The sequence below is a fragment of the Streptomyces sp. NPDC111656 genome, from assembly GCF_055656965.1.
The window spans coordinates 14,849-31,356 of sequence record NZ_JBVKCA010000027.1; the positions used below are offsets into that span (position 1 = coordinate 14,849).

Genomic DNA, 16,508 nt, shown 5'->3' on the forward strand with positions numbered 1-16,508 from the left:
CGGCCCGCGAACGGGAGCGGTTCCCGACGTGCACGAAGCCAGGTGTGACAGGGGCCGTGCGATGCGGTGGTCATCCCCGCCGGAGTCCCGGAGCGCCCTCTGTGCCCGGCTGCCCGGTGATCGCGAAACATCGGCTCTGACCAGGCCGGACAGGGGTGAAGGGCGCCCCGGGGGTTCCCTGGGCGCCCTTCGTGGTGGTCGTCAGAAGAGGTTGCTCAGCGCACGTCCACGTAGTCGTGGTAGCTCTCGGCGTCCACGTAGGAGCCGGACGAGAGGTAGACCCCGACCCAGGTGCCGTCCTGCTTCGCGGTGAAGCGGGCGCTGAAGCGGCCGTGCGAGTCGGCCTTGACGGAGCCCAACGCCGTCCAGGACTTCTTGCCCTTGGCCTGGAAGAGGATGTAGACGCGCTGCTTGCCGAACGCCACCCACTTCGTGCCGCTCAGCCGCTGCAAGGTGCCGGTGGTGGTCACGGTGTGGCCCTTTCGCACCGGCTCGGGACCGGCGTTGAAGCCGGTGATCCGGGTGGCGGTGCGGTTGAAGTGCACGGAGTTGGAATAGCCGGACTGGTAGTCCGACGACCCCGTCGAGTACAGCCGCCAGTAGCCCTTCGGCACCGCCACGTACCCCTCGAGGTTGAAGGTGCCGTCGGACTTCGTGTTGAACCAGCCGAGTGACTTCCAGCCGGTCTTGCCGTCGGCCGACTGCTGGAGGTACAGCTTCCGGTTCGGCGGCACCTTGCCGTTGCTGGCGCTCACGCTGCCCTGGATGTGCAGGTCGGAGTACTCGTCGATCCAGCTCGAACAGAAGCAGATGTTCGTCCGGTTGATGACGTCGACCTTGAACTGCGCGTGCGAGGCCTTCAGATACGGGTCGGCCAGGTAGCTGTCGAGGCTCGTCTCGACCGTGAACGTGCTGTCGTCGTACGGGATGTACGGGTCGGTGAGGGTGAAGCGCCCGCCGACACCGCTGGTCGCCTTGGCGTAGTAGCCCATGTCGAGCGCGACGCCCTTGGCCGGGCGCCAAGTGCCGTCGTACAGGTACTCCACGACACCGGACGAGGACGCCTTGGCGCCGAACTTGATCCGCACGCTGGAGTGGTCCAGCCGGATCCGGCTCGGGCTGACCACGACCGGCAGGGTCTTGCTGTCGACGAGCACATAGGTGTTCGTGCCGTCGGGGTTGGCGATCCAGAAGGAGAGGGAGACCGGCACGGACGTGGCGTTCAGGCCGTTCAACTTCGGTTTCACGTCGATCGCGTAGCTGCCGTCGGCGGCGGTGACGGCGCTGGAGCCGTTCTCGGCCGTCGCGCTCAGCTCCTTGCCGGCCAGCGGCGAGGTGTCGCCGGTGATCGGGTCGAAGAGCGAGATGCGGCCGCTGAGCGTGACGTGCGTGTGCTCCACGTCCAGCACGGCGGGGCTGATGCTGCGGTCGGCGAAGACCGGCTTCGGCTCGACGTCCACGGTCGTGACGTGCGCCGACGAGGTGTTGTCGCCGTCGCTGTCCTGGGCGCCGACCGTCACGTCGTAGCTGCCGTACGACGGCAGTTGCGACATGCGCGGCGAGCGCCAGACGCCGTCCTGCGGCGTGCCGGAAACGAGTGTGAAGCCGGTGACTGCGACGGTCGCCGGGTCCGTGCCACGCAGCTGGGTCAGGTCGGCGGACACCTCGGTGACCGCCGAATCGGAGGAGACGGCGACCGTCAGGAAGCCGGCGTCGGAAGGGTCGGAGCCGACGCTGCCGAACACCGGGGCGCCGGTGCCGTCGGCAGGCGCGCTGCTGCTCGGGTCCGGCGTCGGGTCGCCGGAGGGCGGGTCGGACGGGGTCGGATCGGCGGGGGTCGGGGTGTCCGACGGTTCGCCGATGGGCGGGGTGGACGGGGACGGGGTGTCCGAAGGAGTGCCGGACGGATCGCTGGTGGGCGTGTCCGTCGACGTCGGATCGGCCGCCGGGTTCGTGGTCGCGGTGGCCGCCGGGTCCTGCCCGGGCGTGCCGCCTTCGTCCGCGTACGCCAGTGCCGGCGCGGCGAGGAGCGCGGCGCCCAGTGCGGCGGACACGGCCGCCGACACCAAAGAGCGTGTTCTCACTGCTGGATTCCCCCCACGGGAATGGCGCGGCCCCGCTGCCCCGGATATCCGGAGGCCGGCCGCGCTCTTTGTACGGTTGCTGTGAACATCACGCAACGCATCGGACTCTAGCGCCTGCCCCTGACACGGGAGCAACAGGGTTTACGGAACCGGCGGATGACCTCAACTGCTCCTGCCTGAAAGGCTGTCAAGAATCCCGCCCGGAGCGGTCAGCTGTGGAACAGGCCCACTACGTCCGGCAGGTCGGCCGTACGGCCGACCAGGGGTCTGGCCGTCGGTCAGTACCACGACGACGTCCGGCCGGGGGCGGGTGCCCAGCACCTCGACGAAGCCCGCGCGTAGATCCGTACCCCCGCCTCCTGCCGGCGGAATTGATCCCGAGACGCTCCTGGACGAAGGGAATGCCGTAGTTCTCCTTGGCCGGCGTCTCGACCTCCGCACGGGAAACCGTGTGGTCAGCTCCGCCCGCGGTGGCGACCGACGAGTTGTCGAACACGTTCCACGCCGTCACCACCCCTCCCGCCGCCTCGGCACAACGGCCGGTTGCGACCCCCCGAGCCTCGGCCGAAGGAACGACGGCCATTCGCACGTATGTACTCACGCACCCCTGTCCACCTGGACGGCCTGGGGGAGGCAGGGGCCCTGACCGAGGCGGCCATGCGGGCGGCCGAGGAGTCCGCGCAACCGAGGACGCTCGTCCGGCACGCTTCGGGATTCACTACCACAATTCAACCTCGATCCGACACGGAACGCCGGGCGAATCGGTGACAATGCAAATAAAACCGCCACCCTGCGGGCGCAGATTGGCCTCCTTACTCACAGCCTTTGTACGGTGACCATCCCGGTAGATCAGGATCAGTTCAACCTTTGCATGCCACTGCCACATCCCCTCCCGCATTGCTCGAGGCGTCATACTGATCAACGACTCGACAAAGCGCCGATACTTTCCCCCGAGCGGTATCCATGTCGGCAGATCCTGTGCGTCAAACCAATCTGCCGGCACGGCCCCCAATATCGCGTCAACCTTCTCCAACAAGGTGATCCGCAGTACGGCAGCATTCGGGTCGGTCTCCGCCGTAGGACCGGAGGGCGCTAGGTGGCACTCATAGCCAGAAGTTCCAGGCTGCCATTCGACGACCTTCCACAGAGTCTTGGCACCGTCCGAACCCAGCCGCATGTGTCGCCAATCCGGCTGGTAGCCGTGGCCGATATCGTGTGCTCCGTTGCCCGCTTCGCCTACAGAAGCAGCATGACCACCAGCATCAAGATCGTGATGAACAGCACCGCCAACCCCGCGCAGCTCCACGCCATCCGTCGGAGGGATCGCTCGGTATCCGTCCCATGTGAGGTCCGCTCGTTTGTCCGGGGTTTCGGGGGTGCGGTCACCGGTGTCGGCGCCGCCAGCCCTTTTCCCTGCCCCACCTCTCCTCCCGGCGAGGAGGTCACGCGAGGGGATCCCGGGCGAGCAGGAACAGTGGGGCGCTCGCCGGGGCGTACGAGCAGGGTCAGTGCGGTGTCCGGCCAGGCCGCGCGGAGCCTGGTCACGGAGCTGGATTCCGCGAAGTCGTTCTTCGCATCCGACTCGTAGACCAGGTTGCCCAGGACCGCGATGCCTGCCTCACTTCCTGAAAGCAGGCGTGCCACTCTCTCCAGAAATCCGCGCCGGTCTTTCGCGTGGTCGTGCACGCCCCACCACACCTCAGAGAGGACTTCCTCGGGCTGTGTGTCGGCCGAGGGATACGGGTTCAGCTCCAGGTTCCCCACCGCTGCGTCGAACCGTTGCCTTGTCTCTCCGCGGTGGTTCGAGGTGTGCTTCCCTCGCAGACGGCTGATTGCCTCATCGGGGAACTCGTCGGAGAGCGCGTCGGCCAGGCGCGAGGTGCCCTTCGCACCCGGCACTTCTTCCAGCCACAGAGCGAGCAAGGGAAGCACGACCGCTGTCACTCTTGGGTGACCGCATGCACCGTTGAGGGCAAGTTTGAACTCGCGTTGGCGTCCCCGCGCGTCTCGCCGTCCCGAGGGGATCGGGGACAGGTACACCGACCAGTCGCCGGAGCGGGCCTGCACGCAGAGCCCCTGCCTGTTCCAGTTCACCAGATCCGCGAGGTCGAGCCACCACTCCTTGTCCGGCTCGCCGCCGAGGAAGTCGTACTCCTCGTTCACCCCCTCGCCGCGCATCTTGATGTGCACGTCCATGGGTCCCCCACTCCGCCGCTGCCCGCTCACAGACGCCGAACCCGGTCGCTGTATTCGCGCTTGGCCAGGTCGTCGATGACCGACTGCAGGTTGTGGAGCGCTTCCAGAGCTCGCAGACGCTCACGGCGGACCTGGTCAGCGGCTTGCTGGTCACGGGCGGACTGGCTCAGACCGACGCCGCGCAACCACTTGAGCAGGGGAAACGGCCCGTTCGGCTCGGTCAGCCTGATGAGTTCGGCCTGGCCGATCCATCCGGCGACGACGTTGTCCGCAGCACGGAAGAAGTTGCCCACCAGGCCGCGGTCCCGGTCCGCATAGGACTGGACGGATCGATGCTGCTCGGTGAGTGCCCGCTCGTGGTCATGCTCGGCCTTCTGGCGGGCCTCGGCAAGGGTGCGGCAGAGGGCGATGAGGAGGTCGTCGACCCCGCGAATATCGCGTTTGCCGTCGTTGACGATGCGGAAATGGGATTCGCACCGCACCCCGGTGTCAGGGTCGGGCGGCCATGTGACATAGGTGCGGTCCACGCAGCCAAGGGTGTCGACGGGCGTGTAGAGCATGCCGACGTGCGGGGCCTCCATACGCACCGCCTTGATGCAGTCGGCATAGGTGGTGCGAAACCGCTCGTAGAGCTCGGCCGAGCGATCAGCGCCGCGAACATGGTGGCCGTCGTTCTGACGGCGGACGTACGTCTCACACTTGACCGGCACGAAAACCACCAGGGCCGGCGAGTCCGGCGCAGCCCCGCGTCCCCTGGCCCACATGCGCAGCACCTGCATGGTGTCGTGCAGGCGCAACATCAGGGGTACGGCCCTGTTCTGGCGCGGTGTGACGGCTTCCATGAGCGGCGGCGCCTCGACCGGCACCAGCATCACGGAGCTGCGCAGCATGAAGTCCTTCAGCGGCTCCCAAGCCTGCTTGACGTACGTGCTCTCGCTGCGCATCTTGGGGTCCAGCCAGCCGCCCGGATAATCCTTGAGGTGCAGGGCGATGCCGCCGTCGGGCAGACCCGGGTCGAGCCGCAGACGGAAGTCCACGACGGATACATTCGCTGCGAGCGACTCGCTCACGAACTGGCCGCGTTGTACCACGCCGGCCAGCGCATGAGCGTGATCGGCTATCAAGCCCGCAGTCGGCTCGTCGTCCGCGACGATCGTGACACCGCTTCCCGCCAGCATGTCTTGACCGGCAAGGAACACGGCACTGATCAAGGAGGTCTTGCCGACGCCGCTCGGGCCGACAAGGCCGACTTCGAAGGCGACCTTGTCGCTGCTCATGCTTCCTCACCCCCTTGCCGGGCTCGCCGGGCAAGGGCTTCGCTGACCGTGCGCGCGAGTTCGGCCAGGTCCTGTGCCTGCTTCGTGGCAGCGTCCAACCGGCGGAAGTCATCGGGCCACAGGACATCGCGGTTGCTGCGGGCCAGCCGCAAGAACTCCCGTCGCGAGTCACCCGAGAGAATCAACTCGTCCTCGAACTGCTTTACCGCCGCGTAGAGCACCAGAGCGGGCAGCACGGCTTCGCGCTGGAGGGCGACCATGGTCTCGAAGGCTGCCTTGTGAATCCGTTCTCGGAGTTGCTGTTCGAGCAGTTCGACTCCGGTCTCGTCCGCCGGCACCAGGAGTGCCACCCTGGGCCGCCCGGTGTCCGGATCAACGCCCTCGAAGTTGAACCCGTCCAGTTCCGCACGCACACGAGGATGGAGATGCGTTCGATAGTCCAGTCGGGTCTGCAACAGGTCGTGCACGGCGTCCGCCAACACGGAACACGACGACCTACGCAAACGAGCTTCCAGATTGCGCAACGCCTGCTCCCCGCGCTCCCCCTCCACCAGGGGCTCGCAGGCACCGCGGAAGGCAGCGGCGATCTGGTCCCAGATGCGCGCCAGTTGCTCGTGGAAGAAGCCGTCGAGTGCCCGGAACCGTCGAGTGACTTCGACCCGGACCCGGTGCATCTCCTCGACGATGAACGGAGAGGCGGCACGTTCGGTGGGCATGCTGAGCTGGGCCTCTTCCTGCCAGCGGGCCGTGCCCAGTCCGAAGCCGTCCTCCGCCCACTCGCGCACCTCGTCGAACACGGTCTCCACTGCGTCGGTGTACCGTTCGTCCACACCGTCCCGGTGGGCGGCGCGCCACAGCTCTTCGACCACTTCACGCAGGCCTTGGTCCACTTTCCAGCGCAGCTCGGACGCCCGCCGCTGGAGCAGTTCCGGGGCCTTATGCGCCAGCTCGGCGGGGTCGGCCTGGTCGGCGAGCAGCAGGGGCAGTGCTTCGTCGATCCGGCGGGCGGTGACTCCGGCCCGCGCCATCACTCCGGCGAACACCTCGTCGTCCATCTTCGGCAATGTTCGCGACAGCGTGTCCAACAGCGGGATGAGCAGGGTCTGGTTCACGGCATCGGGGTCGATGGCGTTCGTCTCCAGGACCACGTAGAACCCGCCGTCCGTACCGGCGTTCACCTGAGAGTGCAGATGGTTCCGCAGCACGTCGATCCTGCCGGAGGCTTCCCCACCGTGGTTGATCACGAAATAGACATAGTCACCCGAGGTCCGTACATGGCCCCTGGCCTTGTCCAAGAGCTTGAGCGCCTTGTCGTCGGAATCGCCGTAATAGGCGGCAGTGGAGCTCGGACGTACGACAAGCAGCACGGCATCCACGTCATGCCGCAGATTGCGCACATGTCGCTCGTCGGCATCGGCCACCACCTCTCCGAGACCCGGCAGGTCGACGATGACCAGACGCGCGACGTCGCTGCGCGGAAAGGGGCTTTCGATCACTGCCTCGCGCACGGCCAAGTGGGGCCGGTACGTCGTACCGGCCACAACGTCTTCGCTCGTCGGGTAGGCGAGGTAGGGCCTCAGCCCTTCCAGACTGCGCTCCACGTCCTTGCCGGTAAGCAGGCCGGCGTACGAATCGAGCGACTCTTGCATGCCCAGCAGGGTCACCAGCTTGGCGTTGTTGCTGTGCTCAGCGGGAGCGTCGCGATCCGGCTTCGGGTAGGCCCAGCCCCGGAAGTCCGCCAGAGTGCGCGGTATACCGTCCAGGCCAAGATCCCGGTGGTAAGGGGCGATGACGTCGGCCAGGAAGGACTCGACGCTGTGCATGTGCAACACGGCGCGCTGCCGATCGCTCTGCATGATTCGACTGCGCACGGCGGTTACCGGTACGTCCGGTCCGGTCGGTATCTGGTCGTCCGTCAGCCCCGAAACGCTCTGCAGGAGTGTGCTCTTCCCGACCCTGGCCTTGCCACTCACACCGATATTGATCGTGGGTCGGGCAAAACGACTGCGCGCCGCTCGCAGATCTTCCAGCGTTGCCGACACGTCACTCCTCAGCCGATCCAGAACGACAGCGTGATCGGATGGGGCACTTGCTGCGTGACCGCTGGAGAGACCGACGACCTCGTGGTCCACTGGTCCATCGAGCGACTGCGCGAGCCTGCCGAGGCCGGCTTCGGCCTCGGACCATCCGGCAATCTCAGCGTCAATTTCTCCCAATCGGCCGCGCCGTGCAGCCACAAGCGCTTCGATGCGACCCGAAACTTCCCCCACTGCTCCCCCTCATAAAAGAACTCCTGCCGCTCCCCCAAAGCCGACGGGCGCCCGTCCACGCTGGTGAAATACCAGCCCTGCGCAAGGTGCTGAGTTCAAGGCAGCCGCCATCAGCCTGTCCGCGCCTGCAACTACTCCCCGAAGCACCATAAAAAACTGCGCCGAGCCCACATGACCTCGACGCGTCGCGTCGGTCCATTCTCTGATGTCCAGGCCCCCGCGTACCCCAGCTAATGCCATTCTCCGCGCCCATTGGGAGCGCGCCGCTCATGGGCGCGCCCCCCTTGCGCGCCCTTGAGCGCCAAGAGCCGGGCCTCGAACCACTCGGGGGCGGGCTGTCCGAACCGGAGGAGCGTGCAGGCAGCCGTCTGATCGACCAGGTCGCCGCCCATGCCACGCTGCACAAGGCATGGGTGGACGGCGGCTACCGCCACCGCCTCGTCGAACACGCCGCCACCTTCGGCATCGACATGGAAATCGCGAGACGCCCGCTGCGGAGCAGACATCCCCGGCCTGGACGGGGCCACTGCCGACGAAGGCCCACGCATCCCGCCACCTGCGCTCTCCGCCCCTGCACTGATGCGCTCCCCTCGCGCACGCTCGCCTCACCCAAGGCATGAGGCGCCTGGGAAGCGACTGAAGAACCAGCAGGTCAGAGCACACCTCCTCACCGCTCGCGCCCACTCTGCCTCGCCTTGTTGAACGTCAGACCTCCGCATTCGAATACGTAGGTCATCTGCCGCCCAGGACCGCCATTCCCCTGGTCAAGAAAATGAAAAAACCGCAGGTCAGTTGCGGACCTGCGGTTTCCTATGGAGCCGCCTTCGGGATTCGAACCCGAGACCTATGCATTACGAGACCATGAGCGATCGTGTTGGGTGGTGCTTCGTCGTGCTGTCCGGTGCCGACTGGAGCTGGGCTTGCGACGACACTGTCAACCGGGCAGAAAGACGAACCGCTGGGTGGGGCATCTCTCGTCGAGCCGTTTCATCGAGGATCTCGGCAGCCCAGGCGCGCAACCGTCGACGCATGTCCTCCACCTGGGCGCCATCGATGCCGCATGTCTCGCACTCCCGGTCCGGCCAACGGTCGAGCGCCCGCATGCTTGGGCGAAGTGGCGCGGATCGAACCCGGCGTCGTCCTCCGACGCCAGCTGCGGCAGCCGCCCACCCCAGTACCGTGCAGAGGCGAGGGCGGCATTCACGTCGAGGTAGTCCCATGGCGCGGCAGGTCCGAACAGCGTGGTCACTTTGTTGGCCACCGCGTCATCGGGGTGCAGCCGGGGCCGCACCCGTCAGTCCCGGCGGATCAGTTCCGGGTCGATGCGGCGGCCCACCAGTGGCAATGAGCCCATTGCGGCTGTCACCACCACGCCTGCCGCGGCGAGTGTCAGCAGGGGGACGCCCGCCAGGTCCCAGCGGATCGTGCCGCCGCCGGTAATCAGGTAGCTGGACTCGGCGAGTTTGCCCGTGACCAGAGCCAGGATCAGGCCGAGGCTCAGCGGTAGCACGATCTGGGCGCACTGTACGGCCCTCATGGTTCTCGCCCGTGCGCCGATAAGTGTGACGGCCGTGACCTGCGCGCGGCGCTCGACGGCCCGGTCGGTGACGGACACGAGGAAGGCGGCCACCCCGATGACCAGGCCCATGATCATTCCCAGGCCCAAGAGGGTCTCCACCACGGAGATCTGCTCGAGGCCTTGGACGTTCAGCCCGACGAGCTCGATCTCGGCGATCGGGACGACGGCGGCGATGCCGTCGAGGACACCGCGGACCTGGCCGGGAGTCGAGCTGCTGGTGAGGAGGAGTTCCGTGTCGCGTGGGCTCGCTTCGGCGGGCAGCGCGGACGGTGGGACCAGCAGCACGGCGTTGCCGACCGCAGAGGCCGAGTACCCGCTGTAGACGATCCGCTCGGAGGGGAGGGTGACGTTCAGGTTCTTGTCCTTGCCCCCGTCGATGCGGAAGCGGAACGACGTGCCGGGTTTCAGGTCGGATCCCAGGCTTGAGTTGGGGTCGACCAGCCGCATCACCCTGCCGTCCACACAGCCCTCGGAGCGCCGGGTCATACGGTCCAGCTGGGCACAGGTGGCCACCAGGGCCGTGGCCGAGGACGCGAAGGCCGCTTCGGGCTGGTCCGCGTTGAGGTCGACCCAGGAATTCATCATGACGGCGTGCGTGCGTACGCCTGACACGCCGGCGAGCTCCCGCTGTTGCTGCGTGCTGAGTCCCGACAGCGGAAGCGAGTAGTCCTGCACGGGACCGGACGGGCGGGTGACCTGCTCCAGCTGGATGAGAACGCCCTGGGCGAGCGAGGCGGCGTAGACGAGGAGCACGAGTCCGGTGACAACCCGCATCGTGCTTCCCGGCTCCGCCTCGTTGCGCCGCATCGCCAGGTTGAGTGTCAGGGACTGGGTGGACCTCGCCAGTCGGCTGGCCAGAACGTACGAGAGCAGGGGCAGGGTCAGCACAAGTCCGAGGCCGGTCAGTACGACTCCGGCAACCACGAGAAGCGCGTTCAGGCCGACACTCGAGGCGGGGCGCCCCATCAGGCCCGTGGCGCAGTAGGCGCACACGATGCCCAGGCCGGCGACCAGCAGAAGACCGCCCCACTTGGAAGGCGGTCTCGGTACCACCGTACGCCGTACCGCCAGCGGGTTGGCGGTCGCGTCCCGCGCGCTCTTGCGGCCGACGAACCAGGCGAGGGCCGGGCAGCCGATCAGGCAGACGGCGATGGTGGTCGCGGACAGGGCGCCATCGCCCGGATACCACCTCAGGCCAGGCAGACCGGCGCGTGACATCACCTGGTTGAGCAGCCAGTACTCGCCGAGCCCCAGAACCGCGCCGAGCAGCGCCGCGGCGACGGTCTCGGCGGCGTTCACGCGCTGGGTGCCCTTGATACTCAGTCCCAGCAGCCGCAGTGCCGCGAGGCGGCGCATTCTGCTGGCGGCGGAGAGCCGAGCGCAGACCGACAGGAAGATTCCCAGGGGCAGCAGGACCAGTGTGGCCAGGGCGAACCGCACATCGGTGAGGGTGGACGGCTCGACGGCCGGGAACGGGGCGTAGCTGTAACCGAACCCCTTCAGGGTCCGCCCCCCGTCGGCGATCCGGGTCCGATCGGTTCCGATGTAGGCGTAGAGCTCGTCGGGATGAGCGAGCCCGGCCGGGCGGATCACACCCGCCTCGCGGCCCGGCAGCAGGGCCTTGACGGCAGGTGCCTCACGCAGCAGATCGTGTACCCGCGGGGAAACGAACACCTCACCCGGGGAAGGCAGTTCACTCAGCCCGGGTGGAGCGGACTTCGTTCCCTGGGATCCCCGGGCAATGAACACCCGGGTGAACGACTGGGAGCCGTAGGCGTCGTTGCGCTGCAGGACGAGGGTGCCGTCCGCCGGCCCCTTGGCGGAGGTGACGGGCTGCCGGGCGGCGGCTCGGCCGTCGTGCGCGTCGAGGATCGCCGGGATGGTGAGGACGAGGGCGAGGCAGCAGACCCCGATGGAACCGCCGACGGCCATCAGGAAGAAACGTATGCGGTTGCCGCGCCCCGCGCCGAACAGCAGGCGCAGACCGAACAGGAATTCCTTCACACCGCACCTCGTGGGCTCAGGACTCCGTCAGCCATCGCGTAGTGGGTGTCGGCCTGTGCGGCGATGGCGGGGTCGTGCGTCACCAGAATGACGGCGGTCCCCTGCGACCGGGCCAGGTCGAGGAATTCCTTGAGTACGGCGGAGGCGTTGGCGCTGTCGAGCGATCCGGTCGGCTCATCCGCGAAAACGACCGCGGGCCGGTGCACCAGGGAACGCGCGACCGCGACGCGCTGGCTCTGCCCGCCGGAGACCTGTCCGGGACGGCGCTCACGCAGTTCCTCGAGTCCGAGGCGTTCGAGCACCTCGCCGGCTGCCGCGAGGGCGGGGCCCTTGCGCTGTCCGGCCAGCCGCAGGGGCAGGGCGGTGTTTTCCTCGACGGTGAGTTCCGGCAGCAACTCGCCGTACTGGAAGACGAATCCGAAGCGTTCCCGGCGGAGCGTGCTGATCTCGTCGTCGGAGAGATTGCCGAGCGCCCGTCCTTCGAACCGCACCTGACCACGAGTGGCGGGCAGGACGCCGGCGAGGCAGTAGAGCAGCGAGGACTTGCCGGAGCCGCTCTGCCCGGTGATCGCCACGACTTCCCCGGGGGAGACCGAGAGGTGGGCGTCACGGACGGCTTGCTGATTGCCGTAGGAGAGGTCAACTCCCGTGGCGACAAGGACTTCTGACATGTTGTTGGCTACCCCCAAGAAGCAAGCGGGCCCAGGAGGACGTCCCGGGCCCGCGGTCTTGCACGGAGTGACCGACTACTTCTGGTAGTGCTTGGTCGGCGAGCAGTTGTCAGGGTTCAGCGAGCCCTTGTCACGGCAGACGCGTATGTACGCGTCGTCGGTGTACTGAGCGGCGCCGTCCCAGTTCAGCTGGTCGAAGGAGACGGAGCTCCTCTGCTTGCCGTTGTAGCGGCTCCAGTCGTAGCCCTCGACCCGCACCTGCATGTAGACGTTGTGCCCGTCACCGTTGTCGGTGTCGTTGAGTTTGCCCTTCCACTCGAAGGCACCGTGGTTCTGCCCCGAGGGCCAGAACGCGTACTGGCCACCCGTGAAGGATGCGCCCCCCGTGGTGAGCGTCGGAATGGTGTGCCACGAGACCGCCATCGCGGTCCCGGCGCTCAGGGCGAAGATCCCGCCGGCGAGCGCGCCGACTGCCAACTTGCGCATTATTTCTACCGTTTTGTGTTCAGCCTGGTTGGTCGTTGCGCTTCCAGGACCACGGGCGACCGTAACAAGAGCGGCGAAGAGTGAAAATTGAGTTAACTGGGACATGGTCCGGTTTGGCCCGATCTGATCGGTTCCCAATGGGAATCTTTACCCGTTCATGACATTTCGATCTTCGGAAAGTCCCTGATGTCTGGTTCGTAATCGAGCTGGTCCGGAGCAACTCCATTGCTGGTACACGGCGTTGATCCGCCTCGGTGTAGTGCTCGATCGCGACTGGGCGCCGGTTGGGCTGCTCCGTTCGCGCGGCAGGCCACGGGGCTCGGGGTGGACGACCTGTGGGTGGTCGAGGCCCCCGGGTGGAATGTCGAGTGTCGGCGGCGGCCGTGGCGTTGGGAGCGATCGAGCGGGCCGACGGCCGCCCATGGATCACCGGCCGGGCCGAACACGGACCCTCCCTCGGCACGATCCTCAATGAACGGGGCGTGGACATGCCGACCATCCAGCCGAACCCACGATTGAGACCACACTTGAGACCACGGACAGCCGCACGGCACGTGCACGGCGCCGCCGTCGCGTCCGGGAAAAAGCAAAAGCCCCAGGTCACGGCGAGTGAGAATCCTGGGGCTTCCACAGAGCCGCCTTCGGGATTCGAACCCGAGACCTACGCATTACGAGTGCGTTGCTCTGGCCATCTGAGCTAAGGCGGCGCGCTGTCCGCACTATGGTGCGATCAGCAACGTCGGTAAGTCTACACAGTTTCCGGGGGTGCTCCGTACACGCCCCGGAAGGACCGGTTCCGGGGCGTGGGGGAGGGCTATGCGCAGCGTTTTCCCTTCGCGGGAGGGGTGCCCTGGAGAAGGTAGCGGTCGATCGTGGAGTCGATGCAGACGCTGCCGCGACCGTACGCGGTGTGGCCGTCGCCGACGTAGGTGAGGAGGACGCCGGAGGAGAGCTGGGAGGCGAGGGCCTCGGCCCAGGCGTAGGGGGTGGCCGGGTCCCGCGTGGTGCCGACCACAAGGATCGGACCCGCACCCTTCGCCTCGATGCGGTGGGGCTCGCCGGTGGCCCGCACGGGCCAGTACGCGCAGTTCAGAGAGGCCCAGGCCAGACCGTCACCGAAGACGGGGGACGCCTTCTCGAACGCGGGAAGGTCCTTCTCCACCTGGTCGGGCGTGGAGAAGGCGGCCGGGAGGTCGAGGCAGTTCACGGCCGCGTTGGCGAACATGAGGTTCGCGTACTTGCCGTCGGCGTCGCGCTCGTAATAGCTGTCGGAGAGGGCGAGCAGGCCCGCGCCGTCCTTGTCCTTCATCGCCGCGGTGAGCGCCTGGCGCAGCTGCGGCCACGCCGCCTGGTCGTACATCGCCGCGATCACACCCGTGGTCGCGAGCGCCTCGCCGAGCTTGCGGCCGTCCGCGTCGCCCGTCGGGATCGGCTTCGCGTCGAGCTGCTTGAAGAAGGCGCTGAGGTTCTTGCCGACCTGGTCCGGGCTCGTGCCCGGACCACCCAGCGGGCAGTCGCTCTTGCGCACGCAGTCCTTCGCGAAGGACTGGAACGCCGTCTCGAAGCCCGCCGTCTGGTCCTGGTTGAGCTTGCGTGCGGACAGGGACGGGTCCATCGCGCCGTCCAGGACCATGCGGCCCACCCGGGCCGGGAACAGGCCCGCGTACGTCGCCCCGAGGAGCGTCCCGTACGACGCCCCCACGTAGTTCAGCTTCTGGTCGCCCAGGACCGCGCGCAGGATGTCCATGTCCCGGGCCGCCTCGACCGTGGACACGTGCCGCAGCAGGTTCGGCGAGTGCCGGCCGCAGCCCTCGGCGAACTTCTTGTACTCGTCGACCAGTTCACCCGTCTCCTTCTTGTCGTCGGGGGTGACGTCCGTCTCCGTGTACGTGTCCATCTGGCGGCCGGTGAGGCACTCGACGGGCTCGCTGCGGGCCACCCCGCGCGGGTCGACGGCGACCATGTCGTAGCGGGCGCGGACCTCCGCCGGGTAGCCGATCCCCGCGTACGACTGCAGGTAGCCCACCGCCGAGCCGCCCGGCCCGCCCGGGTTGACCAGCAGCGAGCCGATGCGCTTGCCGGGGCCGGTCGCCTTCTTGCGGGCCACGGCCAGCTTGACGTCGCCCGAGGCCGGTTTCGCGTAGTCGAGCGGCGCCTTCATCGTGGCGCACTCGAAGCCGGAGACGCCGCAGCTGCGCCAGGTCAGCTTCTGGTCGTAGTACGACGACAGCGTCGAGGGTGTGGCCCGGGGCAGTGCGGCCAGCACCGCGTCCGCCGACGTCGTGGCCGTCCTGGTCGAACTCCCCGTGGAGCAGGCGGAGACGAGCAGCGTGGTGGCGGCGAGCAGCACGCCGCCCGCACGGACGGTACGCATCGCGCGGATCGCACCGCGAGGTCGGTTCGGCCGACGGGACCGGGACGGCCGAGGGGTGCGCCTGAAGTACCTGGAGTACATCTCGCGAGCGTAACCCTGCGCGACGTCGTGATCACCAACAGTCGTGGATGTGCCTCGTACGAGTGATGTCGTCAACACGGCGACTCAACTCCTGCTCCCCACACCTCGCCTCAGCTCCTCACTCCGGCTCCTCGGCACGGCCCCGGCTGTCGGCCGGTCGCGGTCACTGTCGGCCGTTCGCCGGTCACCGGCAGCTGCTCAGCGGTCGCTGTCGGCCGTTCGCCGGTCGCTGTCGGCTCCGGGTCCTCAGCCCGTCCGCGCCTTCGAGCCTTTCGGCTCAGCCCGCCCGCAGCGCCATCGTCATCGCCTCCACCGCCAGCAGCGGGGCCACATTGCGGTCCAGCGCCTCGCGGCACGCGGCGATCGCGTCGATCCGGCGGAGGGTCGCCTCCGGCGAGCCGCCGCGGGCGAGCCGCTCGAGTACATCCTCGGCCTCCGTGTTGGCGAGGGCCACCCGGGAGCCGAGCTGGAGGGCGAGGACGTCGCGGTAGAAGCCGGTGAGGTCGATGAGGGCCAGGTCCAGGCTGTCGCGCTGCGTACGCGTTCTCCGGCGCTTCTGCCGGTCCTCCAGCTCCTTCATGACGCCCGCCGTGCCACGCGGCATACGGCCGCCCTGCGACGCGCCGAGGGCCGCCTTCAGGTCTTCGGTCTCCTTGACGTCGACTTCCTCGGCGAGCTGCTTCGCGTCCTCCGAGGCCGTGTCGATCAGCTCCTGGGCCGCCTTGAGGCAGCCGCCGATGTCGTCGACCCGCAGCGGGAGCTTGAGGACGGCGGCCCGGCGCTCACGGGCACGCTGGTCCGTGGCGAGACGGCGGGCGCGCCCGATGTGCCCCTGTGTCGCGCGGGCGGCGGCCGCCGCGACAGCGGGCTCGATGCCGTCACGGCGGACGAGGATGTCGGCGACCGCGTCCACCGGCGGGGTGCGCAGGGTGAGCAGGCGGCAGCGGGAGCGGATGGTGGGCAGGACGTCCTCGACGGAGGGCGCGCAGAGCAGCCAGACCGTACGCGGGGCCGGTTCCTCGACGGCCTTCAGAAGGACGTTGCCCGCGCCCTCGGTGAGGCGGTCCGCGTCCTCCAGGACGATGACCTGCCAGCGGCCGGTCGCCGGGGACAACTGGGCGCGGCGGACCAGGTCGCGGGTCTCCTTCACACCGATGGAGAGGAGGTCGGTGCGGACGATCTGCACATCGGCGTGCGTCCCGATCAGGCTGGTGTGGCAGCCGTCGCAGAAGCCGCAGCCGGGTACTCCGCCCAGCGCGCGGTCGGGGCTCACGCATTGGAGCGCCGCCGCGAAGGCCCGCGCCGCGGTGGAACGCCCGGAGCCGGGCGGACCGGTGAACAGCCAGGCGTGCGTCATCTTGGACGCCTCGGGGAGCGGGGTGTCCGCGGCGACCGCCGAGACGAGGGCGTCGGCGTCACGAGCGGCGGCGGCGAGCTGCTCGCTCACCTTGTCCTGGCCCACCAGATCGTCCCATACCGGCACGGG

General features: G+C 68.0%; 10 protein-coding genes, 1 tRNA gene and 2 pseudogenes. 1 reads left to right on the top strand and 12 read right to left on the bottom strand.

Going from position 1 to position 16,508, the window contains the following annotated elements; translation table 11 throughout:
- Positions 1-215 precede the first annotated feature (215 nt).
- The 6 genes and pseudogenes from ACZ7M3_RS45320 to ACZ7M3_RS45345 all read right to left on the bottom strand — a co-directional run bounded on the left by ACZ7M3_RS45320 (position 216) and on the right by ACZ7M3_RS45345 (position 7,599).
- Positions 216-2,054 (bottom strand): hypothetical protein, encoded by a 1,839-nt coding sequence (locus tag ACZ7M3_RS45320; protein ID WP_472071709.1) that lies wholly within the window; start codon positions 2,052-2,054, stop codon positions 216-218.
- A 262-nt stretch (positions 2,055-2,316) separates the two neighbouring features.
- A pseudogene (locus tag ACZ7M3_RS45325) lies at positions 2,317-2,456 on the bottom strand (DUF2201 family putative metallopeptidase); the annotation flags it as partial.
- A 346-nt stretch (positions 2,457-2,802) separates the two neighbouring features.
- On the bottom strand, positions 2,803-3,390 hold the full coding sequence (locus ACZ7M3_RS45330) for a hypothetical protein (RefSeq protein WP_472071711.1): 588 nt from the start codon (positions 3,388-3,390) through the stop codon (positions 2,803-2,805).
- Entirely contained in the window at positions 3,321-4,247 is a 927-nt protein-coding gene (locus ACZ7M3_RS45335) for a hypothetical protein (protein WP_472071713.1), read from the bottom strand. The genes ACZ7M3_RS45330 and ACZ7M3_RS45335 overlap by 70 nt, the downstream gene beginning before the upstream one ends.
- A 59-nt stretch (positions 4,248-4,306) precedes the next feature.
- The gene (locus tag ACZ7M3_RS45340) at positions 4,307-5,557 is read right to left on the bottom strand and encodes a hypothetical protein (RefSeq protein WP_472071715.1); all 1,251 of its coding nucleotides are present in this window, start codon (positions 5,555-5,557) and stop codon (positions 4,307-4,309) included.
- Entirely contained in the window at positions 5,554-7,599 is a 2,046-nt protein-coding gene (locus ACZ7M3_RS45345) for a GTPase domain-containing protein (RefSeq protein ID WP_472071717.1), read from the bottom strand. Before ACZ7M3_RS45345 ends, ACZ7M3_RS45340 begins: the two co-directional genes overlap by 4 nt.
- A gap of 584 nt (positions 7,600-8,183) precedes the next feature.
- On the opposite strand from ACZ7M3_RS45345, the pseudogene ACZ7M3_RS45350 reads away from it, so the two are divergent.
- Positions 8,184-8,315 (top strand): annotated as a pseudogene (locus ACZ7M3_RS45350) (IS5 family transposase); the annotation flags it as partial.
- 806 nt (positions 8,316-9,121) lie between these two features.
- On the opposite strand, the gene ACZ7M3_RS45355 reads toward ACZ7M3_RS45350, so the two are convergent.
- The 6 genes from ACZ7M3_RS45355 to ACZ7M3_RS45380 all read right to left on the bottom strand — a co-directional run bounded on the left by ACZ7M3_RS45355 (position 9,122) and on the right by ACZ7M3_RS45380 (position 16,505).
- Complete coding sequence (locus ACZ7M3_RS45355) at positions 9,122-11,410, bottom strand: ABC transporter permease (RefSeq protein WP_472071719.1); 2,289 nt, start codon at positions 11,408-11,410, stop codon at positions 9,122-9,124.
- Positions 11,407-12,081 carry an ABC transporter ATP-binding protein gene (locus ACZ7M3_RS45360; protein ID WP_472071721.1) on the bottom strand — a complete coding sequence of 225 codons (675 nt, stop codon included), beginning with the start codon at positions 12,079-12,081 and terminating at the stop codon, positions 11,407-11,409. The genes ACZ7M3_RS45355 and ACZ7M3_RS45360 overlap by 4 nt, the downstream gene beginning before the upstream one ends.
- 75 nt (positions 12,082-12,156) lie before the next feature.
- Positions 12,157-12,567 (bottom strand): hypothetical protein, encoded by a 411-nt coding sequence (locus ACZ7M3_RS45365; protein WP_388515989.1) that lies wholly within the window; start codon positions 12,565-12,567, stop codon positions 12,157-12,159.
- 633 nt (positions 12,568-13,200) lie between these two features.
- Positions 13,201-13,274: transfer RNA gene (locus ACZ7M3_RS45370), tRNA-Thr, on the bottom strand.
- Between the two features lie 107 nt (positions 13,275-13,381).
- Positions 13,382-14,941, bottom strand: coding sequence for an alpha/beta hydrolase (locus ACZ7M3_RS45375; RefSeq protein WP_472071723.1), 1,560 nt, complete (start codon positions 14,939-14,941; stop codon positions 13,382-13,384).
- A gap of 358 nt (positions 14,942-15,299) precedes the next feature.
- Positions 15,300-16,505: a DNA polymerase III subunit delta' gene (locus ACZ7M3_RS45380; protein ID WP_472071725.1), complete on the bottom strand. Its 1,206-nt coding sequence runs from the start codon at positions 16,503-16,505 to the stop codon at positions 15,300-15,302.
- Positions 16,506-16,508 lie beyond the last annotated feature (3 nt).